Annotated in this window: 20 protein-coding genes and 3 tRNA genes; 11 read left to right on the top strand and 12 right to left on the bottom strand. The window is 46.1% G+C overall.

What is annotated here, in order from left to right; translation table 11 throughout:
• Window positions 1-33: 33 nt before the first annotated feature.
• Complete coding sequence (gltX, locus tag IQ257_RS22765) at window positions 34-1,482, bottom strand: glutamate--tRNA ligase (RefSeq protein WP_193933240.1); 1,449 nt, start codon at window positions 1,480-1,482, stop codon at window positions 34-36.
• A gap of 277 nt (window positions 1,483-1,759) precedes the next feature.
• Window positions 1,760-1,833: transfer RNA gene (locus tag IQ257_RS22760), tRNA-Asp, on the bottom strand.
• A 271-nt stretch (window positions 1,834-2,104) separates the two neighbouring features.
• On the opposite strand from IQ257_RS22760, the gene IQ257_RS22755 reads away from it, so the two are divergent.
• Window positions 2,105-2,365: a glutaredoxin family protein gene (locus tag IQ257_RS22755; protein ID WP_193877357.1), complete on the top strand. Its 261-nt coding sequence runs from the start codon at window positions 2,105-2,107 to the stop codon at window positions 2,363-2,365.
• Between the two features lie 151 nt (window positions 2,366-2,516).
• Window positions 2,517-4,028 carry a UDP-N-acetylmuramoyl-L-alanyl-D-glutamate--2,6-diaminopimelate ligase gene (locus tag IQ257_RS22750; RefSeq protein WP_193877355.1) on the top strand — a complete coding sequence of 504 codons (1,512 nt, stop codon included), beginning with the start codon at window positions 2,517-2,519 and terminating at the stop codon, window positions 4,026-4,028.
• A gap of 349 nt (window positions 4,029-4,377) precedes the next feature.
• Here the strand turns inward: IQ257_RS22750 and IQ257_RS22745 are convergent.
• Window positions 4,378-4,450 (bottom strand) — tRNA-Arg (locus IQ257_RS22745).
• A gap of 458 nt (window positions 4,451-4,908) precedes the next feature.
• Here IQ257_RS22745 and IQ257_RS22740 point away from each other — a divergent pair.
• From IQ257_RS22740 to IQ257_RS22730, 3 genes are all read left to right on the top strand, one after another.
• Entirely contained in the window at window positions 4,909-5,568 is a 660-nt protein-coding gene (locus IQ257_RS22740) for an Npun_F0813 family protein (protein ID WP_193877365.1), read from the top strand.
• A 129-nt stretch (window positions 5,569-5,697) separates the two neighbouring features.
• Complete coding sequence (locus IQ257_RS22735; protein ID WP_193877354.1) at window positions 5,698-6,750, top strand: hypothetical protein; 1,053 nt, start codon at window positions 5,698-5,700, stop codon at window positions 6,748-6,750.
• A gap of 8 nt (window positions 6,751-6,758) precedes the next feature.
• The gene (locus IQ257_RS22730; protein ID WP_193877352.1) at window positions 6,759-7,763 is read left to right on the top strand and encodes a hypothetical protein; all 1,005 of its coding nucleotides are present in this window, start codon (window positions 6,759-6,761) and stop codon (window positions 7,761-7,763) included.
• Between the two features lie 98 nt (window positions 7,764-7,861).
• Here IQ257_RS22730 and IQ257_RS22725 read toward each other — a convergent pair whose 3' ends face one another.
• Both IQ257_RS22725 and IQ257_RS22720 read right to left on the bottom strand, forming a co-directional pair.
• Window positions 7,862-9,754, bottom strand: coding sequence for a serine/threonine-protein kinase (locus IQ257_RS22725; protein ID WP_193877350.1), 1,893 nt, complete (start codon window positions 9,752-9,754; stop codon window positions 7,862-7,864).
• Window positions 9,755-9,840: 86 nt separating this feature from the next.
• Window positions 9,841-10,830, bottom strand: coding sequence for an Rpn family recombination-promoting nuclease/putative transposase (locus IQ257_RS22720; RefSeq protein ID WP_193877348.1), 990 nt, complete (start codon window positions 10,828-10,830; stop codon window positions 9,841-9,843).
• Between the two features lie 424 nt (window positions 10,831-11,254).
• On the opposite strand from IQ257_RS22720, the gene IQ257_RS22715 reads away from it, so the two are divergent.
• Window positions 11,255-12,718, top strand: coding sequence for a RecQ family ATP-dependent DNA helicase (locus IQ257_RS22715; protein WP_193877346.1), 1,464 nt, complete (start codon window positions 11,255-11,257; stop codon window positions 12,716-12,718).
• A 71-nt stretch (window positions 12,719-12,789) separates the two neighbouring features.
• On the opposite strand, the gene IQ257_RS22710 is transcribed toward IQ257_RS22715, so the two are convergent.
• Window positions 12,790-13,293, bottom strand: coding sequence for a DNA recombination-mediator protein A (locus IQ257_RS22710; protein WP_193877345.1), 504 nt, complete (start codon window positions 13,291-13,293; stop codon window positions 12,790-12,792).
• 165 nt (window positions 13,294-13,458) lie between these two features.
• Between IQ257_RS22710 and IQ257_RS22705 the strand changes: the two genes are divergently transcribed.
• A tRNA-Val gene (locus IQ257_RS22705) sits at window positions 13,459-13,532 on the top strand.
• An 18-nt stretch (window positions 13,533-13,550) separates the two neighbouring features.
• Here IQ257_RS22705 and IQ257_RS22700 read toward each other — a convergent pair.
• The 3 genes from IQ257_RS22700 to IQ257_RS22690 all read right to left on the bottom strand — a co-directional run bounded on the left by IQ257_RS22700 (window position 13,551) and on the right by IQ257_RS22690 (window position 16,864).
• Complete coding sequence (locus tag IQ257_RS22700; RefSeq protein WP_228060941.1) at window positions 13,551-14,198, bottom strand: ElyC/SanA/YdcF family protein; 648 nt, start codon at window positions 14,196-14,198, stop codon at window positions 13,551-13,553.
• A gap of 204 nt (window positions 14,199-14,402) precedes the next feature.
• Window positions 14,403-14,771, bottom strand: a complete 369-nt coding sequence (locus IQ257_RS22695) for a Lin0512 family protein (RefSeq protein ID WP_193877361.1) — start codon at window positions 14,769-14,771, stop codon at window positions 14,403-14,405.
• 1,118 nt (window positions 14,772-15,889) lie between these two features.
• Window positions 15,890-16,864: an undecaprenyl-diphosphate phosphatase gene (locus IQ257_RS22690; protein ID WP_193877344.1), complete on the bottom strand. Its 975-nt coding sequence runs from the start codon at window positions 16,862-16,864 to the stop codon at window positions 15,890-15,892.
• Between the two features lie 243 nt (window positions 16,865-17,107).
• On the opposite strand from IQ257_RS22690, the gene IQ257_RS22685 reads away from it, so the two are divergent.
• Both IQ257_RS22685 and IQ257_RS22680 read left to right on the top strand, forming a co-directional pair.
• Window positions 17,108-17,836, top strand: a complete 729-nt coding sequence (locus IQ257_RS22685; RefSeq protein ID WP_193877343.1) for a DUF3120 domain-containing protein — start codon at window positions 17,108-17,110, stop codon at window positions 17,834-17,836.
• A 164-nt stretch (window positions 17,837-18,000) separates the two neighbouring features.
• Window positions 18,001-18,984, top strand: coding sequence for an FHA domain-containing protein (locus tag IQ257_RS22680; protein ID WP_193877342.1), 984 nt, complete (start codon window positions 18,001-18,003; stop codon window positions 18,982-18,984).
• On the opposite strand, the gene lipB is transcribed toward IQ257_RS22680, so the two are convergent.
• Both lipB and IQ257_RS22670 read right to left on the bottom strand, forming a co-directional pair.
• Entirely contained in the window at window positions 18,961-19,614 is a 654-nt protein-coding gene (lipB, locus tag IQ257_RS22675; RefSeq protein ID WP_193877341.1) for a lipoyl(octanoyl) transferase LipB, read from the bottom strand. The two genes, IQ257_RS22680 and lipB, sit on opposite strands and share 24 nt — an antisense overlap.
• A gap of 90 nt (window positions 19,615-19,704) precedes the next feature.
• A complete protein-coding gene (locus IQ257_RS22670) occupies window positions 19,705-19,872 on the bottom strand; it encodes a hypothetical protein (RefSeq protein ID WP_193933237.1) in 168 nt (55 codons plus the stop codon).
• A 27-nt stretch (window positions 19,873-19,899) separates the two neighbouring features.
• Between IQ257_RS22670 and hpf the strand changes: the two genes are divergently transcribed.
• On the top strand, window positions 19,900-20,550 hold the full coding sequence (gene hpf, locus IQ257_RS22665) for a ribosome hibernation-promoting factor, HPF/YfiA family (RefSeq protein ID WP_193877340.1): 651 nt from the start codon (window positions 19,900-19,902) through the stop codon (window positions 20,548-20,550).
• Window positions 20,551-20,564: 14 nt separating this feature from the next.
• Here the strand turns inward: hpf and IQ257_RS22660 are convergent, their stop codons facing one another.
• Window positions 20,565-20,702 (bottom strand): hypothetical protein, encoded by a 138-nt coding sequence (locus tag IQ257_RS22660; RefSeq protein ID WP_193877339.1) that lies wholly within the window; start codon window positions 20,700-20,702, stop codon window positions 20,565-20,567.
• Between the two features lie 127 nt (window positions 20,703-20,829).
• Between IQ257_RS22660 and IQ257_RS22655 the strand changes: the two genes are divergently transcribed.
• The gene (locus IQ257_RS22655) at window positions 20,830-22,395 is read left to right on the top strand and encodes an ATP-binding protein (RefSeq protein WP_322744442.1); all 1,566 of its coding nucleotides are present in this window, start codon (window positions 20,830-20,832) and stop codon (window positions 22,393-22,395) included.
• The last annotated feature ends 230 nt before the right edge of the window (window positions 22,396-22,625 follow it).

Here is a 22,625-nt window from a genome sequence, read left to right as displayed (position 1 = left end):
CCAGCTCCCCCGCTCTCCAGCACCTCTGCCTCATTAAGACGCCTGAGTCAACGCCTCCTGCAAGCGATCGCTATCTTTCCCTTGTTGGTGAAGAATAACCCAGGATTCAAGTAAGTCGGGTCCGTGGACATCGCCAGTTAGGGCAGCACGGAGCGATCGCATGACTAACCCTTTCTTGACGTTCTGCTCTTTCGTCACCTGCTTGATAATCTGCCCAGCTTTTTCTGAGTTCAGTTGTTCGGTGCTATCAAGGGCATTGAGGACGCCTTGGACGACTCCTGCAACCCCTTCTTTTTTCAGTTGGTCAACTGCCTCTTGACTAAATTCAAATGATTTGGTAAAGAATGTACGGGTCATATCTACGGCATCGGGCAAGCGGGTTAGACTTGGACCGATGGTTGCTGCCAACTGTTCTAACCAGGGGCGATCGCTGACTGGATCAAATTCATACCCAGCCTCTTGCCAGTAGGGAATCAGCAACTCTACTAACTGAGAGGGCGGGATCTGGTGGAGGTATTGACTGTTAAGCCAATCTAGCTTATCCCAGTCAAACTTGGCACCTGCCCTATTCACCCGGTCAAAACTGAACGCTTTAGCTGCTTCATCCAAAGTAAAGATTTCCTGAGTGGAATCAGGTGGCGACCAACCCAGCAATACCATGTAGTTTGCCATGGCTTCGGGGACAAAGCCCATGTTCTGGAAGTCAGAAATAGACGTTACGCCTTCTCGTTTGGATAGCTTTCGTCCCTCTTTACTCAAAATTAAAGGGGTGTGGGAAAACTCTGGTATGGTGGCTTCTAGCGCTTCGTAGAGCAAAATCTGTTTAGCAGTATTGGCAATATGGTCTTCACCTCGGATGACATGGGTAATTTTCATGTCAATGTCATCGACTACCACTGCCAAATTGTAGAGGGGCTGACCGATAGAATTATCTTCCGAGGTTCTGGCAATTACCATATCACCCCCAAGGTCACTGCCCTTCCAGGTGAGCTTGCCCCGCACCAAGTCATTCCAGACGATTTCCCGATTATCGTCAATCTTGAAGCGAATTACCGACTTTCGCCCTTCAGCTTCAAATGCCTTCCGTTGTTCTGGCGTCAGGTGGCGATGGCGGTTGTCGTAGCGGGGCGCTTCTTTTCGGGCTTTCTGCGCTGCCCGCATTTGATCGAGTTCGGCTTCGGTGGTGTAGCAGTAATAGGCTAAACCTTTATCTAGAAGCGTTTGAATCGCCTTATGGTAAAGGTCAATGCGCTTCGATTGGAAAAGCGGACCCTCATCCCAATTCAATCCTAACCAGGTAAGACCGTCGAGAATATTTTGGGTGTATTCGGGACGCGATCGCGCTTCGTCAGTGTCTTCGATGCGCAGGATAAACCGACCGCCATGGTGACGAGCAAACAACCAGTTGAAGACGGCGGTTCTGGCTGTGCCGATGTGGAAGTTTCCGGTGGGAGAAGGAGCTATGCGGACTCTGACAGTCACGGGGTAAATCTCTTTAAATGTACGTTCTTCTTAGATCTTGCACCAAGCTCAATCAGCGGCTTGTTTTGAAACGCAGAGGTACATGGAGGTTTTGGTGCATGATTTGAGTTATTATATCTTGCTTCTTTGCCACTCCCTGATTGACTGAAAAAAGTCTAGCGCCCTCACACCCAGAGCGCCAATTCCTCCCCAACTTAATACTGTTAACGAGGCGAACGGACAGCGCCCGACAGATGGAGTATTCTGGGAACAAAACGATTACTTCTTTAACTTTTTACGGGACTGACGGGGCTCGAACCCGCAACTTCCGCCGTGACAGGGCGGTGCTCTAACCAATTGAACTACAGTCCCAAATTTCGCACCGTATTCTATTATCCTGACTCTTTTTGAGTTTGTCAAGGGGTGGGATTGGGAAATTTTCATCCCAAACGCTACATATCGCATTTCTACAAGATTCCTCTATTTTATATGGACATCCTTTTCCCAGAGGGCTTCACCCTATTTATCGGCAAGACTTTGCTGAAATCAAGGCGGGGCATCTTGTAAAATTCCTTCACCTTATCAACCCGTTCCCAGGTTTCTGCAAAATGATGTAGTGTTTCATCAACCAAATTACCGATTTATGCAATTAATTCTCTACAGTAAGCCCGGTTGCCACCTTTGCGAGGGGCTACAAGAAAAGCTAGAACAGATTCAAAACTTAAACCTCGAGCTAGAGGTGAGGGATATTACCAGCCGCGAGGACTGGTTTCAAGCTTATCAGTACGAGGTGCCCGTCCTGTGCCGCAAGATTGGCGATAAGGAAGAATCAATTCCTCGCCCATCTCCCCGCACTACGGTGCAGAAGTTGGAGCAAATGTTACAGAAGTATTTATCAACTTGATTAGGACTTGCAGTTTAGAGGCAAAGCAGCTAGAACTTATCTTCAGCAATACCAGCAGATGCGCCAAAATAGTTGCAAAACTATGAGGATGCTGGAGCAATGCTCCCACCTCTAATTCCTAGCCTCTCTCTTCCGTCAGGAGTTGATTCAAATGAAGCTACGCGAATTACTAGCAGCGGTTCCCAATCTTGCACAACAGCCCAACCATCCAGCACTTGATGCCCAGGTAACGGGAATCTGTACCAATTCCCACGCCTGTCAGCCCGGAAATTTATTTATCGGAATGCCGGGAACGCGAGTCGATGGTGGAGAATTTTGGGAAAGTGCGATCGCTTCCGGTGCCGTTGCTGCCCTGATTTCTCCCCAAGCCGCTGAAAAAAACCCTCCCCAAGCCAAGGGAGAAGCGGGAGAAGTCCCCTGTGTGATTTCAGCAGCAAACATGACCGCCGCCTGTGCCTCGGCAGCCGCTGCTTTCTACGGCTATCCAGCCCAACAGCTCAAATTAGTGGGTGTCACCGGCACCAACGGCAAAACCACAACCAGCCATCTCATTGAATTTCTGCTGGCTCAGTCGCAGCAACCCACCGCCCTTTTCGGGACACTCTACGCCCGTTGGCAGGGTTTTTCTCAAACTGCCGTTCATACTACGCCCTTTCCAGTGGAACTGCAACAACAGCTAAAGCTGGCAGTATCGGCAGGATGCCAGTTGGGAGTGATGGAAGTCAGCTCCCACGCCTTGGCACAAGGTCGGGTGATGGGTTGCGAGTTTGACGTTGCCGTATTTACCAACCTTACCCAAGACCATTTAGACTTCCACCGCGATATGGAGGATTACTTTGCCGCAAAAGCCTTGCTGTTCAATCCTCCCTATCTTGAAGGCAAAGCGATTATTAATGCCGATGACCCCTACGGACGGCGGTTAATCGAGCAACTACCACCGGAACAAGTTTGGAGTTACAGTACAGAAAATACGTCAGCCGACTTGTGGACGAGCGACCTGAGTTACGAACCAACGGGAGTTAGCGGCAAATTAAACACGCCTGCGGGTGAGGTGGCATTCCGTTCGCCTTTGGTGGGTCAGTACAATTTATCCAACCTGCTGGCAGCAGTTGGAGCGGTTTTACATCTGGGTCTGGATTTAGAGACAGTCGTAGCCGCCTTGCCCCAATTCTCCGGCGTTCCCGGACGGATGGAACGGGTGCAAATCAAGCCTGAACAGGATATCAGCGTCATTGTTGATTACGCTCACACCCCTGATAGTTTGGAGAATTTGCTCAAAGCAGCACGACCCTTTATCCAGGGTAAGATGATTTGCGTGTTTGGCTGTGGGGGCGATCGCGATCGCACGAAGCGTCCTATGATGGGTAAAATTGCCGCCGAACTAGCCGACCTAGCAGTGGTAACGTCAGATAATCCCCGTACTGAAGACCCGGAACGCATTATCCAAGATATCTTAGAAGGCATTGCGCCGTCAGTAGAACCGATAGTTTTTAGCGATCGCGCTAGGGCAATTCGTACTGCCATCTTGCAAGCACAACCGGGAGACGGGGTGTTGATTGCGGGTAAGGGTCATGAAGACTATCAAATTCTCGGCACTGAGAAAATCCACTTTGATGATCGAGAGCAAGCACGAGATGCGTTGAGCGATCGCGTGGCTTGTTGATTTCTCCGCTCAGTTGCTTTGAGATTACCTTTTCCAGAGTTTGGGGAGCTATAGCCAGTCTAAATGAATTGTGAAATATTCGGTTCCTTATTTTATGTTCCCTTTTCTGGGTGTTATTGTTTCCGAATCAAATAGACTGGCTATATGACCGCTTTTCTGGCTTCATTTGAAAACACGATAAGTAGTCAGACAAACCCAGCATTTTTAGCGTCTTATTTAAGGCTTCAGTTGCCCGCGCTGTCCGGTAACGGCAGCGTTGGGTACGTCACGATAAACCTTTGATTCAAAGGGGAGTTAGTGTAATGGAGTGGCAACAATTAAAAGCTTTGCTCAGTGAGGCTTTCATTTACGCCCTCGGTAGGATTCGAACCTACGACCAAAGGATTAGAAATCCTTTGCTCTATCCCCTGAGCTACGAGGGCAATATATCGATCCGACAGAACTCAACCCGCTAATCGGACGGGATGACTCTGGCGATCGCCGATTTACAGTACACTCACTAGCAACTGACCCTGATACAATCCAACTCAAGCTCTGAGGCGAGCGATCGCATTTCTAGAGATTGCCAACTCGTGCTACCAAGCTATTGTAGCCTAGAAGTTCCACCAACTAAACAGGTTACAATTCCAGACAGCGAGACAAGGCTGCACCACCCAAGCAGCTTGACGATCAAGGTACACTATAAACCAAAAGGATATAGGTGCTTGTACTGAATAGGGGGACGAATCCGAACGACTGAAGGGATATCCAAGGCTCACCGCGTCGATCGCTCCCGTGTCAAAATCAATCAAGACTATGCCACGAAAGAGGGTTACTTAGATTATAGCTATTGCCCACATCACCGCCCCAGGTCGGTCAAGAGTCATTTGCCAGTGTTATTATGTTTATTCTGAAAAGGCAGGATGTTGAAATCTCAAGCATTCAGCACCCAAAGCGGGAGCAGCAAATACCAATTCTCAGCTATCAGGGGCAAACTTTTCGCTTGATTAGCGTTTTTCGTGCCAATCAAGCCGAAGAAGCGAGGGCTTTCTGGCGAGACTTGACTGATAATCAGGGTAAAGCCTGCGTTTTGTTAGAAGAACCTGATCGCTACAGCGTTTGGGGTAAAATTCGTCTCGAGCAACTCGGAACTGAAGTAGGTCCAGACTCGAAAATTGTCCCTTATACCCAAGCTTGTCTGTTATTGCTGCAAACTATTTACCTGGATGTTGAAGATATGTTGGGCAACCGACAAGCTGGATTGTTTCAAAAAGATATCGGTGAAGTTTTTCAGCAGTGGCATTTTCCTCAAGCTGACTCCTCAGAAGCAGTAAACCACTTGCTCAGTGTCGATGCTCTAACTACGTTGCAGGTTCCCCCTTGGGAAGAACACCATTTGATTACTTTATTGCAGGAACTCTATCGTTTGGGTAAAGAATATTTTGGCAATGCCAACTTTGCTGAGGGAGTAGAAGACATATTGCTTGATATGTCCGAAACCGAACGCGCTCAGTTTATGGACTGGCTCAAATCATCTCCTTTAGGGAAACTGTGGCGATAATCTAAAAAAAAGTTAAATAAATGTATCATAGCAGCCCCTTAAGATGCAATCTGGGTTCGCTAACCGCTAAGGTTTATAACATTAGTGTCGTGTGCCGAAAGGTTGTTAGAGAATTGAAAGTAAACCATTATGAGTACCTCTGTAGATAAGTCATCTGGAAGCCAGTCCCTTCTAACCGGTCAGAATATTGTCTATGCAGGGATTGCTTGGGCGGTAGTATCTCTCTTATTTTTTCTGCTGTTTAGCGTAACTGCACCGGGGGAAGACAGTCCGTTTTGGTACTTGATTGGTACTTATATTCTGGAATGTCTGCCATTTTTAGCTGCGGCTCTACTCTGCTTTAGAAATTGGCGTAGCCCTCAAATTGCCAGCGGACGGAATGTCTGGCTAGGAATCGGTTTGGGAATGACATTATACTTTGTAGCCAACTTGATATTTGGTGTGTGGGAGTTATATTTCGGTCTTGACCCCGATGTATCACCCGCAGATTTGTTTTACTTGATTTCCTATATATTGATTGGCTGGGGAATGGTCTTAGCAGTTTTGCCTAGGCGCTTAAATTTAGAGAAAAAGCAGTGGGCAATAGTGAGCGTGATTGGCGTTTTGGGGATTGTCTTTGCATTTTGGGTTTGGGTACTAGCACCACCGGTGGCTGCCGAGGCAGATCCCGTTGCTGTTGCCCTAGCTCCAAGTGAGCAGGCAGCATCAACAGCACCTTTACCCCAAGCTGCCGTTGCTTCACAAACACCGCTAGTGGCAGCGAGTCCGGCTGTAAAAGAAAAGACAACTGTAACTGTAACGGATGAGAGTCTTGAAAATTTACCAGGTTGGGTTGTTGGACTCGACCAATTCCTCAGTCCCCTATCCAGGCAGGTGAATTTCGCCTACATCTTTTTTGATGTCGTTCTGCTAATTATTGCCTCGACACTGTTACTAGCCTTTTGGGGTGGACGTTTTGCCCAGTCTTGGCGGATGATTGCTGCTGCCACCTTCTCCCTTTACATTGCAGATATGGGGTTTAAATATGTTGACGCTCTCGCCAAAGCTCGCGCTCAAGAGTATGAAAGCGGAGGTCTACTGGATATCTTTTTTGTGTTTAGTGCAGTACTCTTTGCCATAGGAGCTGCCCTGGAATACGACGTATCAAGCCGCTCCCGTCGGAGTCCTCGCCGACGCCCTTAAGAGAAACTATGAGTCCGAGAAAATTAACTGAAGACGACAAAACAGATATTTTGAAGCTGTACCGAGAGCCAGAAGAGACAACCTCAACTCTGGCTGAACGATATGGTGTGAGTAACTCAACCATTAGCCGCCTGCTGAAAAGCAGCTTGTTAGAGTCAGAATACGAAGCGCTAATCCAGCAAAAACGAGCGAATCGCACGCCTGGAGGTAGTGCGTCACTGCCTCCGATTCAAACTACCAAGGAGCTGCCAGTAAAGCCAGAGACAAAACCCTCACCTGTTATTCCTCGCAGCCAGTCACCGATAGAAGTGGAGGAAGAACCGTCCACTTCAACGCCGGAGGATCAGCGTCGGCGACGCAGGCGTTCTTCAGTAACGTCTCAATTTGAAACTGAATCAGACGCCTTACATACTCAGTTGCAACTGGAGCTAGATGCTGAGGGTAAGAGCGAATTCAAAAAATCTGATGACCTGCTTGATGAAATAGAAGAGGTAGAAAGCAGTCACTTAGAGGAGTTGCTAGATGAGGATTTAGATGAGGATTTAGAGGACGATTTAGATGAGGATTTAGAGGACGACTTAGAGGACGATTTAGAAGACGACTTAGATGAGGATTGGGAAGACGAGGCAGAAGACATCTCGTTTCAAAAACCAATTCCTAGGTCTAGCATTGCCAAGGGTGTAAATATCCAAGTTTTACCCCTGTCTGAAGCTGACTTTCCCAGACCTTGTTATTTGGTCGTAGACCGAGCGGCAGAGTTAATTGCTCGACCTCTTAAAGAATTCAGCGACCTGGGGCGCATTCCCGTTGAGGAAGTTCAGCAGAAAACGCTGCCGGTTTTTGACAACCATAGAGTCGCACGGCGTTTTTCCAACCGTTCTCAACGGGTGATTAAAGTTCCTGACGGTGAGATGCTTCAGAAGACGCGATCGCATCTACAGGCAAAGGGGATTACTCGGCTGTTAATTGACGGTCAGGTGTACTCGTTGTTACCAGGGACTGAAACCTTTTGATTGGCGGGTTCGGGATGGTTTAAGTTCCGGAGTTTCATTAAGAGTCGTCAGGGGTAGGGTTTTTGGGTTAATGGCACGGCTGAGTTGGGGTTTGCCAGTTACCTTGAGACGTTACCCCAAATCTTAATCGTCCCATCACGGCTACCACTAACAATCATCTGCCCCTTCCGACTAATGGCAATAGAATTCACATCCTTGGAATGTCCAGTCAAGGTAGCCAAGATTTTACCCGTTCGCAAATCCCACAACCTAATCGTGGCATCCGCACTACCGCTAATAAGCATCTGCCTATTCGGACTAAACACCACCGTCCTCACCCAGTCAGAATGTCCCTCCAGAGTACGCAGTAACTGAAAATTGCCCAGATACCACACTTTAATGGTGTTATCACTGCTAGCGCTGGCAAGAATTTTACTCTGCGGGTCAATTGCTACCGAATTCACATCCCGCTCATGACCCACTAAGGTGGTGATCAGTTGACCATTGTTTATTTGCCACAACTTAATCGTATTATCACTGCTGCCACTAGCAAGGAGTTGTCCATCCGGACTAAAGGCGATCGCATTAATTCCCCGTGCATGGCTCAAAGTATTAAGCAGTTGACCGCTATCAACCTGCCAAATTTTTATCGTTTGGCGATCGCTACCACTCGCGAGTAACTGCCCATCCGGACTGATGGCAATGGAAATCGAGACAATTGCATCGGAATGGTCTGCGAATGTGCAGCTTACTATTCCAGTGGACAGGTTCCATAGGTCGATCGTATCATTGACGCTGCCACTCACCAAAAGCTGACCGTTAGGACTAAAGGCGACGGCTAAAACGGGCTGGGAGTGCCTAGTCAGGGTATGCAACAATTCACCCCTTTGGGGGTTCCACAACTTAATCGTTTTATCAAAACTGCCACTAGCAAGCCATTGCCCATCAGGACTAATGGCAACAGAACAGACAGAGCTTGAGTGACCTTTCAAAGTATGGAGGCATTGCCAAGTTTTGGACAGCGATAAAACTTTGGCAATGGGGCGTAATGCGATCGCCTTGAGCGATGCCGAATTACCCTGATGAACTGAGGTTGGTCGAGGATTCAAGTCTTGAAGAACGTCTTTGGCAGATTGATAGCGCTTCCGAATTGGACGTTGCAGTAATTTATCGAGAATTTGACCGAGGTGAGTGCTAACAGAGGTAGCTGAATAGTTCCGCCACACCCAATCCCCTTCATTAACACAGTAAACTTCCAGGGGATGCCGTTGAGTCAACAGGTGAATACAGGTAACACCCAAACTGTAAAGATCGCTAGCAAAAAATGCTTGACCGAGGGCTTGTTCAGGAGCGGCATAGCCAGCCGAGCCAATGGCTGTTCCTTTGCGAGTTAGGGCAGTAATCGTGGCAAATTTAGCTGCCCCAAAATCGACTAGAACCAGTTGTTCCGAGCTTTGCTTTGCTTGAAAAAAATCCTTTGTTCCATTCCCTTTGGCACGACGAATGATATTTGCTGGCTTGATATCCCGATGAATAATATTATGACCGTGAATAAAATCCAGCACAGACAGTAAACTGTTCAGCAAGTCTCGAATCTGCTGCTCGTTAAACGCTTTTTCCGTTGCCAAAACTTCCGCTAAGTTTTGCCCCTCGATAAACTCTTGCACTAAATACTGGCGGCTATCCTGCCCAAAATGTGCCTGGAGTTGAGGAATTTGAGGATGGTAGCCCAAATCATCTAGCCGCACCGCTTCTTGCTCGAAGAGTTTAGCGGCTTTCTTTTCATTGTCAGTGCCTTGAGCTTGAGGGTAAAACTGCTTAATAACGCAGTAGGGTTTTGATGGCTTGTCCTCATCCACTGCCAAAAATGTTCTACCAAAGCCCCCTTGCCCGATTAGTTTCATAGCACGGTAACGCTCTTTCAGGAGTAAATTTCCGCCACAACTTTGGCAAAACTTCATGCCATGGGGGTTCTGGCGCTGGAAGCAGTTGGGATTGAGGCAGTAGCTCATGGGAAAAAGCGATCGGGGGATTAAATCTATGGTAAATCTTTCAAAATCGTACTGCTTGTGCTGCTATACCTCTGAACCTTGACTGTTCAACGATTGGTATGAGCTTGCAACCAAGCAGTTAAATCTGCTGCACTGCTAAAATCTAAAACTGCTTCTCCTAGAGTTTCTAACTGCTCAAGGGGCAATTGACGAATGAGGGTTTGAGTATCACGGCTTATTGTTCCCAGATGACGATCTAACTGACGTAGAATTAATCTGATTTGTCCTTCTTGTTTACCTTGCTCGATACCCTGCTCAATACCCTGCTCGATACCTTGCTCAATACCCTGCTCGATACCCTGTTCAATACCCTGCTTTATCCCTTCCTCTATCCCTTTAAGAATTGCTCCTCGTTGGTCTTCAAGAAACATCTGCTGCCTCTCAAAGTCTTCCAATTCTTTAGGACTCAAATTAGCGAGATTAGCAATTCTAAAAGCTTTCTGAATTTCAGGTACTGTTCCCATTGTTGTGGGTATTGTCTCCAGGCTACTGGTTTGTTTCATAAAATAAATCCATTTATCGGTCACTGTTTCTAGTTCGGATAAATCTTTCTGGAAATTGGGTAACTCAACAAACACCAGCTCTATTGGTCGATCAGGATAAACAAAAGAATCATTTCCATCAGTAAAAGTGAAAGAGGAAACTACCTGGTTGCGATTAGGAAACAGTTTAAAATCTGCAATCGTTAAAGCGATCACAGTATTTAATCTCGAATATCCTTCTCCAGATTTCAGTTGACTTGCATAGGTTTTTGCCGCATTATAGACCACCCGTTTCTCAAAAGAAACGACATTAAGTACTTGCATTTCAATAATGACAATTTTATTGCCAGTAATTCTGGCTTTGACATCTAAAAATGTATCTTTGAGACTGGGAATATTAGCGGCAGAATAGGGCTCTATAATTTCTAAATCTTCAATAACGGTTTTTCCATTGTACAGAAGAGCATTTAAGAAACTAATCAAAATATCTTTGCTATCATCAGATGCAAATATTTTTTTGAAGGCAAAGTCAGTTTTTGGATTAATAAAATTCATAGAATTAACTTTAATATAGGATCAAAAACTATGTAACTTTTTATTATAGCAGCAACACCAAATTTTATTCATTTTCCACTGTAAAAATTTATAAGATTTATCGAAAAAATAAACTCTTATAAAATGACTCTGTGGTAAACAGTCATTTCTGAGTCTCTGGCATTGCGCAATTGTACGGAGGTGATAACCCATGTCAATCCAGAAAATCGGTAAATTTGCCGTTCTGGAAGAGAGTGAGTTTGTTCTACGTTGAAGGTAATAAATCAAGGCACTATCAACGGATTAATAGAGTAGAAACCCGCTTTTACAAAAAAACAAATAGGCGGTAATTAAATTTGCACAATTATGAAACTCGTTGATGGCATAGGGTGCTAGAGCAAGCTTTAAGCTATACCTTCACGTTTTAAATTTTTATCCGATCATTATGAATCGTACCGAACCTACCTCTTGGAATGATGTCCGCGTCGCCTTCCAAAAAATCTGGGGATATGATAATTTTCGTCCTCCTCAAGGTGAGATTGTACGGAGTCTGTTAGAAAAACGGGATGCACTGATTGTACTGCCTACAGGTGGCGGTAAATCCATTTGTTTTCAACTACCAGCCTTATTACAAACGGGATTAACCTTGGTAATTTCGCCTCTAGTGGCGTTGATGGAAAATCAGGTGCAGGAATTGCGGGAGCGCAACTTACCTGCGGCTTTACTGCATAGCGAACTGCCAGCCCAGCAACGGTTAAAAACGCTGGCTGCCCTAGAACGCCAGCAGTTGCGATTGCTCTACTTATCACCAGAAACTTTACTGAGTGCGCCGGTATGGGAGCGATTGTGTCTGCCCCAGATTGAAATTAACGGGCTGATTTTGGATGAAGCGCATTGTTTGGTTCAGTGGGGGGATACCTTTCGACCTGCTTATCGGCGTCTGGGGGTAGTACGACCTTCCCTGCTCAAGGGTAAGCCAAAGGGGACGAAAATAGCGATCGCTGCTTTCACGGCTACGGCTGACCCCAGCGCTCAGCAAACTATCCGAAGTGTCTTACAACTGCAGCAACCAAAGGTTTTTTTAATCAGTCCCTATCGGGATAATCTCAACCTTAAGGTGCAAACGGTTTGGACTCCCAGAGGACGCCGCCAGCAGATGTTGAAGTTTATTCAAGCCAAATCGGAGCAAATTGGGTTAGTTTACGTCCGTTCTCGAAGAGATAGTGAAGAGTTAGCCCAGTGGTTCGGGCAACGAGGTTATGTTACTGCTGCTTATCATGCAGGGTTGAGTGCCGAGGAACGGCGCGAGATAGAGGGACGTTGGTTGAGTGGGAAAACTCAATTTGTCATCTGTACCTGTGCCTTTGGTATGGGTATCAATAAACCTGACGTGCGCTGGGTGGTGCATTTTCAGTCTCCGCAACTGCTGTCGGAGTACATTCAGGAAGTGGGTCGGGGTGGACGAGATGGCAAGCCGTCTGACGCCTTAACATTAGTGAGTGAGCCAACGGGGTGGCTGAATCCAGAAGACAAGCAGCGACGCCAGTTTTTTGCAGATAAAGTGCGATCGCAATATCAAGACACCCAGCGATTGGTAAAAAAATTACCTGTAGAGGGGGAAGTTGCAGCGGTAGCCAAGCAATTTCAGGGTGGTGCCGTAGCGTTGGCACTTCTTCACAGTGCAGGTCAACTGGAATGGCAAGACCCATTCCGCTACCGGAAGCACTCCTCTATAGACTCTCGTGCTTTGACTCAGTTGAGTGCGATGCAGCAGGAGGTGCAGTCGCAAATGACTCGATACCTAACAACCCGAGACTGCCGATGGCAGTTTTTGTTAAGGGCGTTTGGCTTAACAAAGGAGGCAGTTGGGTTTAAATGCGCTCACTGCGATAACTGCTTGAAAGGATAGAAGTATCGGTATGGGCTATTGTTCGCGATCATTTTTGATGGCACCTCATCACTATGAACTAGAAATTACCCTTAATCAAAGTAGAACAGAGTCACCAGTTTGCGTTGAGCTTCCGCCTCCTCACAGGTTTTCAGGAGGGTTCTGCTGTCATGAAACGCGAAGCAAATGAGCTGCTGGCAGCGGGAAACAATTTCAGCGTTGCACAGAGAACTGGCTTCAGCTAAAGGCAGGTGATTGTTTTCTGGGTTTTCTACTAAATGCATGACTTGTTTCAACTGCTCCTGGGACTCTCGTGGCTGGCGCTCCAGGCTTTGCGGTAAAATCACTGTCAGCAGGTTAGGGTCAGCACGCATTGCACCGCGAATGGCGGCTGAGTTAGTGCCGATGGCACCGGAGGTCATGAGACGATTACCTGCTAGCACTAGGGCGTAGCTCATCATCTCGATCAGATTTTGATGGGTAATGGGAACGTGACGCGAACCCAAAATGGCAATCCGCTTGGAACCTGTTTGCTGGATTGTCGCGAGTTCTTGTACTAATGTATCTACACCGGAAATGTCTACTGATTGACTCAAAGGGGCTGACTCGAGCTGAACAACCTAGGTATTTTAGCAAAAGCAGCTACCTCAGAGACTACTTAATCGGTATTTTTAGTTGCCTGTTGACTAACAAAATTTTTTTATGGCTATAAATTTGCAACTTTTAGAAAATTTGTGTTATATTTATAAACTGTTTGGTTAGGACGCATAGCTCAGTTGGTTAGAGCACTACGTTGACATCGTAGGGGTCACTGGTTCGAGTCCAGTTGTGTCCATGATACTTTCCTCGATTCTCACGAACTCCAATCGACAAAACGGGCATACACATAAGCGATTGTTTCCCCAATTACTGTCCGTACACCCTCGCTGTACTTCCACCATCGGTTTGGATTGTACTCCCACGGTTTGGCAGCAATGACACCCACTTGGATTTCAGGAGCCAGTACTGCTTTAAAAATAATCCAGCTCCGGCGGGCATGGGGTCCCATGGTATAAAGATTAATCGTTTTTACATTTAGATCCGAAGTTAGTAGCCACTCCCGCACGGCTATAGCCATAGCTTGAGTACGATACTTAATTACATTGGCGGAGGGAACAGCTACTACTTGCTCTTTGTTAAAACCAAATGCGATGAGTGTTGCTGCGGTTATTTCTGCGGAATTTTTGTATTGGGCTAGGTAATATCCCTTGTCTAAGGGAAGACCTGTCGCAATCAATTGGCGATAAGAACCACGATTAAATTTAGCGATCGCTTTTTTAATAGCATAATCGGGTAGCCAGCCTTCAACAACCATTACATCGGCTTCAATTGGAGAACTAACCGCTAAAAAAGGATAGATATGAGTCACCGTAACTATCATTAACGCAATAATACACAGCAATGTTACTATCCATCCCTGAAGGGTTAAACTCCATTGCTCTTTTCGATGGATTAATTGCATCTTTGTCACAAATTTTATAAATTCTCTTAATAATTTTTCAATTTTTTCTGGCTTTACCATATTTCAAATACAGCGCAAATGCACCGAATTTATTATAACTAGAAGTCAGTCGTTTATAGAGCTTGTCCGAAACTAGCTTACCGACGACTATTTAAATAGTGAGGATTAGGGAAGACTTGGGTATCGCTACTATTGTCGCCTCAGCTAGTCAGTTTCAACTGAAACCGTAACCGCTGCGATGGCTACCAGCATTTCGTCACTTTTATCATTAAGAAGCTCAGGAATTGCCCGACCCTGAACCACCATTCCCCCAGATTCAACCGTGATACTTTGATGACCAAAGGGCAACATCGCCAATACTTCCTCTTTCCGTACTTGTTCTGGGTAAGGGACTGCCACCTTTACCTCCACAATCATTTGGTTCGGATCGTCTAAACCAGCAACTTCCCAAATCCCTAGCAGGGCATTATAAGCGATCGCGTCACGGACAGCCCGTGCTGCGGCAACAGTTGGATCTTGTCCGTGCTGGTCTACACCCATGCCCATTTGAATAATCAAGCGTTTGCGCATCACCATCACCTTTTTGTACTGCTCTTTCTTGACGTTAATCTACTGAGTGAGTATCAAGACTCAGTACTCAAGACCTCAAACCTGATAAGATAAGCGATCGCTTATCCTCGTCTTGGCTGTGGAAACGCCTTCAGCAATATTGAACCATTTGCTGAGTTATCGCTATTTTATCTTGAATTGCACTGACATAAGATGAGTTTATAGTCGATGCTTCAGTACCGACAGCGCTAAAGCGCTTACTACAAACTCTTTATACAGTGCCATTCTGTTCTAAGCTACATCCAATAAGAACAGTGACAGGAAACCTAGATACAGAAGTAATGCAAACAAAACGACTAGAAATGGAGGTGTAAAAATCAAAGGAATATTAGTTTCTTCTAAGAGAGTTGGCAAGAAACTCTGGTAGCAAAAAGTATCACCACAACTCCCATAATTAAACAAAACGACAAAGGTTTGCAAACCAATAATTCTCGCCAAAAAATACTTCTTTACTTTTACTTTTGTTCGCTTTCTAACGGTGCGAGCTGTGGCGCTTAAGAATAGTAAAATAGAACTGCCAATGTAAAATAATCCAGTAAAAGCTATATAGAAAAAAAACGAGATCCACCCATCAGATGTTATAAAGAAAAGCGGTAAGCTAATCAGTGCATAAATTAAATAAAGACTAAAAACCACCCAGATATTAGTCGCGATCATTCGAGTCCTAACCTTTAAAATTGCACAAACGAATTCATTGCCAGTCTCTCATTTACCTTAAGAGCTGTGCCAAAACTGGTAGAGCCAAATTCAGTGATTCAATGAGCGTTTACACCATCTGTGACTATCGCTCATTGCAACCAGCATTAGAAAGTTAAATCATCCTCACTTCCATAACTTTTGATGCGTTAACTTTTCTTCAATGCCAGCCAATTTATAATGTTACTGTCTTATTAATACCTACAGATAAACTCACTTGTATCCGGAACCCTCTTTAGATTTTAGGATTGAGGAAGTGGGGAATGAGGAGGCAAAGAATCAAGTATTTTTATCTCTGATGGTAATAATTAGGGCTTCAGTTTTATCTCCCGATTCAGCGCAGTAACTTCCTCTCTCCTGTTCCCCTACATCAAGAAAAATTCTGGCTAATTATTCTCTAGCAATCCTGTCGCGATCGCAGCCAAGATCACCACCCCAAAGATCAAGCGATACCAGACAAACACCCAGGTGCTTTGAGTTTGCAGGTAGCGGATCAGCCAAGCGATCGCGGCATAGGAAAATACTGCCGATGAGATGACGCCCACTATCACTGATGTCAGCCCAGCATCCCCCACTCCGGCTTCCAGAAAAGCTTTTAATTCCACTAACCCAGCTAAGGTAATTGCCGGAATCCCCAGCAAAAACGAGAAACGTGCGGCTGTTGCCCGTTCCAAACCCATAAATAAACCCGCCGTAATCGTCGAACCCGACCGCGAGACACCGGGAATCAAGGCTAGAGTTTGAGCCAAACCCATCCATACCCCGTCTTGAATGCCCAAATCGTCAAAATTCCGCTTGCAGTCGCCAATCCGTTCGGCAAGTCCCAGTAGCAGCGCCATAACAATCGAGGCATAAGCGATCGCTGCTGTACTGCGTAGGGGTGAATTATCAAAGTCGGGAATAAACGTCTTAATTAACAATCCGAAGAAAACAATGGGTAAGGTTCCCAAGCCAATTCCCACCGCCATCCGAAAGTCGTTGGACTGGTAATCAGATGTTTGAATAGCTTTGATGGCTCCCGTCGTAATTTGAGCCAAATCTTTCCAAAAGTACCACAGTACGGCGGCAATACTGCCAAGCTGAATGATGGCAGTAAAAGCTACCCCCGGATCGCCCCACCCTAACGCTAAGGGTACTACTTTCAAATGAGCTGTACTGCTGATGGGTAAAAACTCCGTTAACCCCTGCACAAGACCCAACACCACTGCCTGAAGCACATTCATCTGAGATGTTGAGGAGGTAGCAGGTACTGTCAGTTCCGGTGACACACTAGTCGCTAGAACGTTTAAAGGGAAGGCGAGAAATACCGTGATAGCACCAACGCCGAGGAACTTGAAAAACTGACGTTTCGATCTGACCATATCTTGCCTACTTACCTACCTTGGGTCGTGTCGGCAGTTTATCAGTCATTCCTTTACTGCCACAGGCTCTTTGGCTCCGTCTGCAACTTAGCAGTCAATGGGCATTTTTGCACAGCTTACCGATAATCGCCAACAGCCAGTTGTAAATTCAAACTAAAATAATTATTAGCTATCCCCACGGGGGGGATGTACTTTATGATACTTTGAGATATATAAAGATAAGTAAAGAAGATTAAAAAGATTTTGTTTCAGAATACCTGGTTTTCTAACTCAGCCTCCAGTTACTCCGAGCCTTCGGCAGAAAACTGGCTTTCTCATCAAACGCCAGATCTTGGCAATCGTCAAACCTGGTTGCTGTTTGGCGCTGCGTCTTTTCTGGTTTCCGTGCCCGTGTTCTTCCAGGCACCCTTAGTTCGACAGCTACCGCTATTGAGTTTAGTGCTGACTCTGGGCTGGGTTTGGCTGGGATTACGGCTCATGGAGCGTCCAGAAACGCACCTGTGGGGTGACTTGCTACTGGGATTCAGTTGGAGTTGGTTTGCCGGCTCGATTTATTGGGGTTGGCTGCGGAGTGAACCGTTAATTCACTTGCCAATTGAAGCAGTGGGTCTGCCCTTTGCCCTGTGGGGGTTGTGGCGGGGTTGGGGAAAAGTCGGCAATCTTTTTTACCTGGGTTCCCTGTTCGGTACGGCTCTAACCGATGTATATTTTTACTTAACCGATCTGATTCCTTACTGGCGTAAGGTGATGCAAGTTGATCCAGAACTGGCAATACCAATTCTTCAAGATGCGATCGCACAAGTTCAGACACCTTGGGGAATTAGCTGGGCAGTGGTTTTAGTTGCTACCCTAGGTGTAGTCGGTTGTTGGTCATTAGCAAAAGGGCAGTTACCTTGGTGGGCATTTAGTGGAGCAGTATTGAGTACAATTCTGGTAGACAGCTTATTTTGGCTAGTAGCGGCTCTTGCCTAAGAGTAGCGAAGCGTTTGTAGCAAAAATTTATTCAGCTCTGGCAAAGATGGCGGTTAAGTTTCCGGAATCACTAGCTTGGCTCCAGAATGCATCTACAAGTAGATCTAAAACTAGATCGAAATTGATTAATCCTTGTTTTTTTACCCGTCGTTGCTTCTGTGCCTGTGGTGACTCTACGATCCACTCCCTATTTGCTTCTCCCGACTGAGACCGGGAATCGCTATCTGCCCTTAGTAGGTAGCAATTGTTGGACTGTTGGTCGCGGTGATGATAACAATTTTGTCCTGTCAGATCGCTGGATTTCCCGAAATCATGCGATGTTGCAGTGTACTGAAACCGGAGATTTTTATCTCATCGATTTAGGTAGCCGCAATGGTTCCTTTGTCAACGGACGCCGAGTTAGCATTCCTGTAACACTACACAATAGCGATCGCTTGACATTTGGTCAAACCGACTTAGAATTTCACTGTCCATCGGATAACCGTAATAAAGATTATAGTCAACCGACTAGTAAAGAAACTCTTACATCAACCTTGCACGTACGCCGCCTCATGTCCGTGATGGTGGTAGATATTCGAGACTTTACAGTTCTGACCCGCCAACTTGACGAAAAAATCCTCTCAGCAGTCATTGGTACGTGGTTCCGCCAATCGGGAAATATTATCCGCGAGTCTGGGAGCTGGGTTGACAAATATATTGGCGATGCGGTGATGGCAATTTGGTTTCATGGCTCTCAGGAGGTCAGCAGTGAAGAAATTTTAAATATTTTGCGAGCCGTGAGCGACTTGCACACCATGACAGCCTCTTTATCTAGCCAATATCCCCTCCCTTTCCCCCTGCGAATCGGCACAGGTATCAATACAGGTCATGCAATGGTAGGTAATACTGGCAGTGGCGACCGCCCCGACTATACGGCAATTGGCGATACCGTTAATGCTGCCTTTCGCTTAGAATCTGCCACCAAGCAAATTGGTTTAGACATTGCCCTCGGAAAAGACACATATGACCACATCTCCGATTTAGGACTCGATGATCTAGGATTCAAGCAGCATACGGTTAATCTGAAAGGGTATGACAAGTCGACAATTACCTACGCTGGCACCTATACTGATTTAGATAAATTTTTACAATTGAGAAAACGGTATTAGTTCAACCTCAAAAACCTCGGCAAACTTTTTAGCAGTGGTGTGGCGCACCTGCTCTACGGTGATACCAGGAATAAACTGGCTAAGACTGCCAACGGGTTTATTGGCAATGCCACAGGGGATAATGCGTTCAAAGCCACTTAAGTCAGGGCAAACATTTAAGGCGAAGCCATGCATGGTAATCCAGCGCGTCACTTTGATACCGATAGCTGCGACTTTTCGCCCTTCAAGCCATACGCCAGTCATTCCCGGTACGCGATCGCCTTGAAGTCCGTAAACGCCCAAAACTCGAATTAAAATCTCCTCCAACTGCCGCAGATACCAGTGTAAGTCTTGGCGATAGTACCGCAGGTTCACGATTGGGTAACTAACTAGTTGACCTGGACAATGATAAGTGACTTCTCCGCCCCGTTCTACTCGGTGAATTTCCCAGTCAACTTCAGTGGGGTCAAACTTAAGGAATTCTAAACTAGCTCCTTGACCAAGCGTATACACAGGCGGATGCTCTAGCAGTAGGAGGACATCGTGAAGACTGCCATCTTTAACCCGTTGAGCGACTAGCGATCGCTGCCACTCCCAAGCGATAGGGTAAGGCACTAGCCCCTGATTATCTAGCAAGCATCGATGCCGCACTACTTACTCCTTCTTGTCCATTTCATAAGGTCTTGCCACCCATCTTGAACAGTTCTGTTATACAATTGGATACTCTTTGAGATATAATCACTAACCCGCATCTTTGACTTCTGAGTTCTGGCTGCTGGCAAATGTCAACGAATGCAAAGGAATCTGAAGAGAAATCAAAGGGTTCTGTTCTCCACGATACAAAGTGCTACCGTGAGAGTATCCTCCTAGAGCAGCACCCGCCGCCCCTGCCGTTGCTCTATACGACACAAATAGTAAAGGATGGAGTAGATCAGTATGAAGCTTGTGATCCAGGGCAAGAACATTGAAATCACCGATGCTATTCGCGAATATGTAAATCAAAAAATTGAGAAGGCAGTGAGTCACTTTCAGACTATGACTACCGAAGTGGACGTACATCTATCTGTGGCTCGCAATCCCCGGATAAATACTAAGCAGACTGCTGAAGTGACAATTTATGCCAACAAAACAGTAATTCGCGCCCAAGAGAGCAGCGAAGACTTGTACGCCAGCATTGACTTGGTGGCTGACAAGATTCAACGCCAACTGCGAAAATACAAAGAAAAGCTGCAACATAAGAAAACCCATGCTCAACCAAAAACAGGCATTATGGTACATGATGCCCCTGTTGCAGAAGATTTGATTGGCGATCGCACTCCTGAACTGCCCAATGAAGTCGTGCGCATGAAGTATTTCGCCATGCCACCCATGACAATTGAGGAAGCATTGGAACAGCTACAACTAGTTGATCATGATTTCTATATGTTTCGGAATGCCCAAAGCGATGAGATCAACGTAATTTACGAACGGAACCACGGTGGATACGGAGTTCTTCAACCCCGTAACGGCAACGGTTATACCAATCATAAGAACGGAAAAACTGCTCACACCGTTGAGCCGACAGCCGAGAAGTCAACACTTCTTTAATTTCGTTACTAAACTTAGTATCCTTTTTTGATATTCCCCTGGCTAGCAACTAGGGGATTTTTTTTAGCATCTCGACTCCCTCCGACGGCGCTCAGGACAAGCCGCTCGTCTCGACTCCGCTTTTGACTGAGGGGAGCCGAAGTTTTAGTCATTAATGCCCATGACTTTAAATGAATAGGAGGATACAGTCAAACAAATAACATAACTTATGCTGTAATGTTCAAAGCTGTGATACCGAATTAAGAGCAAATCAATCAAGGGGGAGTGAGTAGCGTGGCAGTGGCTAAGATTCTGATCGTTGAAGATGAAATCATTACGGCTCAAGCCATTGCAGCCCAACTCAAGCGACTGGGCTATGAAGTCGCCGATATCGTTAATTCCGGCACCGCAGCTCTTGCCAAAGTGGTAGAAACCCGTCCCGATTTGGTGCTGATGGATATTGTTCTCAAGCGTCGGGAAATGGATGGCATTGCCGCTGCCGCCCAAATTCGGACTCAATTCAAGATTCTAGTCGTTTATCTGACGGCTCACTCCGAAGAAGCCACCTTAGCGAAAGCAAAAATTACAGAGCCTTTTGGTTATATTGTCAAGCCCTTTAATCAGCGAGATTTGCGAATTGCTATTGAAATTGCTCTATATAAGCATAAAAGCGAGCAGCAGTTACTCGAGCGCGAGGAGTTGCTCTCAACGATCCTTGATTCTACCAGTGATGGAATGGTAGCAACCGATCACATGGGTCAGATTACTTACATTAATCCAGTGGCTGAAACCCTGGCGGGTTGGCAATCTAGCGAAGCTCTGGGAAAAAATATTGCCGAAGTCATACAGATTGTTGATGAAGCGACGGACACGGTGGTAGAAAATCCAGTGCTGTTTCTTCTAAAAGGCGCACCCCTACAGGATTTGGGAAACAACAGGATACTGATTGCTAGAGACGGCACGAAAAGACCAATTGCTGATAGGGTCTCACCAATGCGCCAGGAAAACGACACCATTAAGGGTACGGTTTTGGTTTTCTGGGATATCAGCGAACGTCGGCAAGCGGAAGTGTTGGAATTAGAACGAGTCAGACTCTCAGTAGAAGTCAGCGAACGCCAAAAAGCAGAAGCAGAAGTGCGGAAAGCGTTAGTCATTGAACAGGAACTCAGCGAACTTAAATCCCGCTTCGTTGCCATGGTTTCTCATGAATACCGAACTCCCCTGGCAGTCATCTTGACGTCTACCGAACTCCTGAAACGCTACGGTTCCCAGTTATCTGATGAGAAAAAAGAGACGTATTTCGATCGGATTCAAGCTGGAGTCAAGCAGATGGCTCATTTAATGGAGGAAGTTTTGACCTTTAGTAAAGCTGAAGCGGACGAACTAGATTTTAACCCCACTCAGTGGGATGTGACAGCATTCTGCCGCCAATTGGTAGACGAACAGCAACTGTTAGTAGATCAACACTATACTCTCAAGTTTGATGATCAAGGTTCCAAAATTACTGCTGAGTTAGATAAGCAACTACTGCGGCACATTGTAACGAATTTGTTATCCAATGCAATTAAGTATTCTCCCAAAAACAACACCATTTACCTCGTACTCTTTACAGAAGCCGATAAAATAGTTCTCCGAGTAGAAGATCAAGGTATTGGTATTCCCGAAGCCGAGAAGACGCAATTGTTTTCACCATTCTTTCGAGCAAGCAATGTTAGCACTATCGCTGGTACAGGAATGGGACTCTCTATTGTTAAAAAGTGTGTAGACATTCATGGCGGTGACATTGCTATCGAAAGTGAGATTAACGCCGGAACTTCGGTAACGGTTACGCTCCCTTTGACAGTCCCCCGGCTTTCGAGTGTTTGACTCTAACTTTTTCCGTGTCCCTCTCTGTGGGAGAAATTTCAGCTTGCGAGAGAGATTCCGGAAACGGACTATCCCAAAATTTCCCAAGAAATGGGGAGTGTGTACTCCATCCCCAATTCCCAATACCCAATCCCTTTACCAGTATCTATCGGCTTCCGGCTCAGGGATGGGTTGTTGAAGTGATAGGCGTTACTAACGCGCTCCTCGATTTGAGAGCATGTGGTTCTGGT

Source organism: Coleofasciculus sp. LEGE 07092 (assembly GCF_015207375.1).
Taxonomy (GTDB): domain Bacteria; phylum Cyanobacteriota; class Cyanobacteriia; order Cyanobacteriales; family Coleofasciculaceae; genus LEGE-07092.
Note: the sequence above shows the minus strand (reverse complement) of the source record. Positions and strands in the feature narration are given on the sequence as shown.

Excerpts from the sequence above, each read along its gene's own strand:
- IQ257_RS22725 (WP_193877350.1), bottom strand. The coding sequence starts at position 9,754 with ATGAGCTACTGCCTCAATCCCAACTGCTTCCAGCGCCAGAACCCCCAT.
- IQ257_RS22730 (WP_193877352.1), top strand. The coding sequence starts at position 6,759 with ATGAGTCCGAGAAAATTAACTGAAGACGACAAAACAGATATTTTGAAG.
- hpf (WP_193877340.1), top strand. The coding sequence starts at position 19,900 with ATGAAGCTTGTGATCCAGGGCAAGAACATTGAAATCACCGATGCTATT.
- IQ257_RS22755 (WP_193877357.1), top strand. The coding sequence starts at position 2,105 with ATGCAATTAATTCTCTACAGTAAGCCCGGTTGCCACCTTTGCGAGGGG.
- IQ257_RS22715 (WP_193877346.1), top strand. The coding sequence starts at position 11,255 with ATGAATCGTACCGAACCTACCTCTTGGAATGATGTCCGCGTCGCCTTC.
- IQ257_RS22750 (WP_193877355.1), top strand. The coding sequence starts at position 2,517 with ATGAAGCTACGCGAATTACTAGCAGCGGTTCCCAATCTTGCACAACAG.
- IQ257_RS22735 (WP_193877354.1), top strand. The coding sequence starts at position 5,698 with ATGAGTACCTCTGTAGATAAGTCATCTGGAAGCCAGTCCCTTCTAACC.
- IQ257_RS22740 (WP_193877365.1), top strand. The coding sequence starts at position 4,909 with ATGTTTATTCTGAAAAGGCAGGATGTTGAAATCTCAAGCATTCAGCAC.
- IQ257_RS22690 (WP_193877344.1), bottom strand. The coding sequence starts at position 16,864 with ATGGTCAGATCGAAACGTCAGTTTTTCAAGTTCCTCGGCGTTGGTGCT.
- IQ257_RS22660 (WP_193877339.1), bottom strand. The coding sequence starts at position 20,702 with ATGACTAAAACTTCGGCTCCCCTCAGTCAAAAGCGGAGTCGAGACGAG.
- IQ257_RS22720 (WP_193877348.1), bottom strand. The coding sequence starts at position 10,830 with ATGAATTTTATTAATCCAAAAACTGACTTTGCCTTCAAAAAAATATTT.
- IQ257_RS22700 (WP_228060941.1), bottom strand. The coding sequence starts at position 14,198 with ATGCAATTAATCCATCGAAAAGAGCAATGGAGTTTAACCCTTCAGGGA.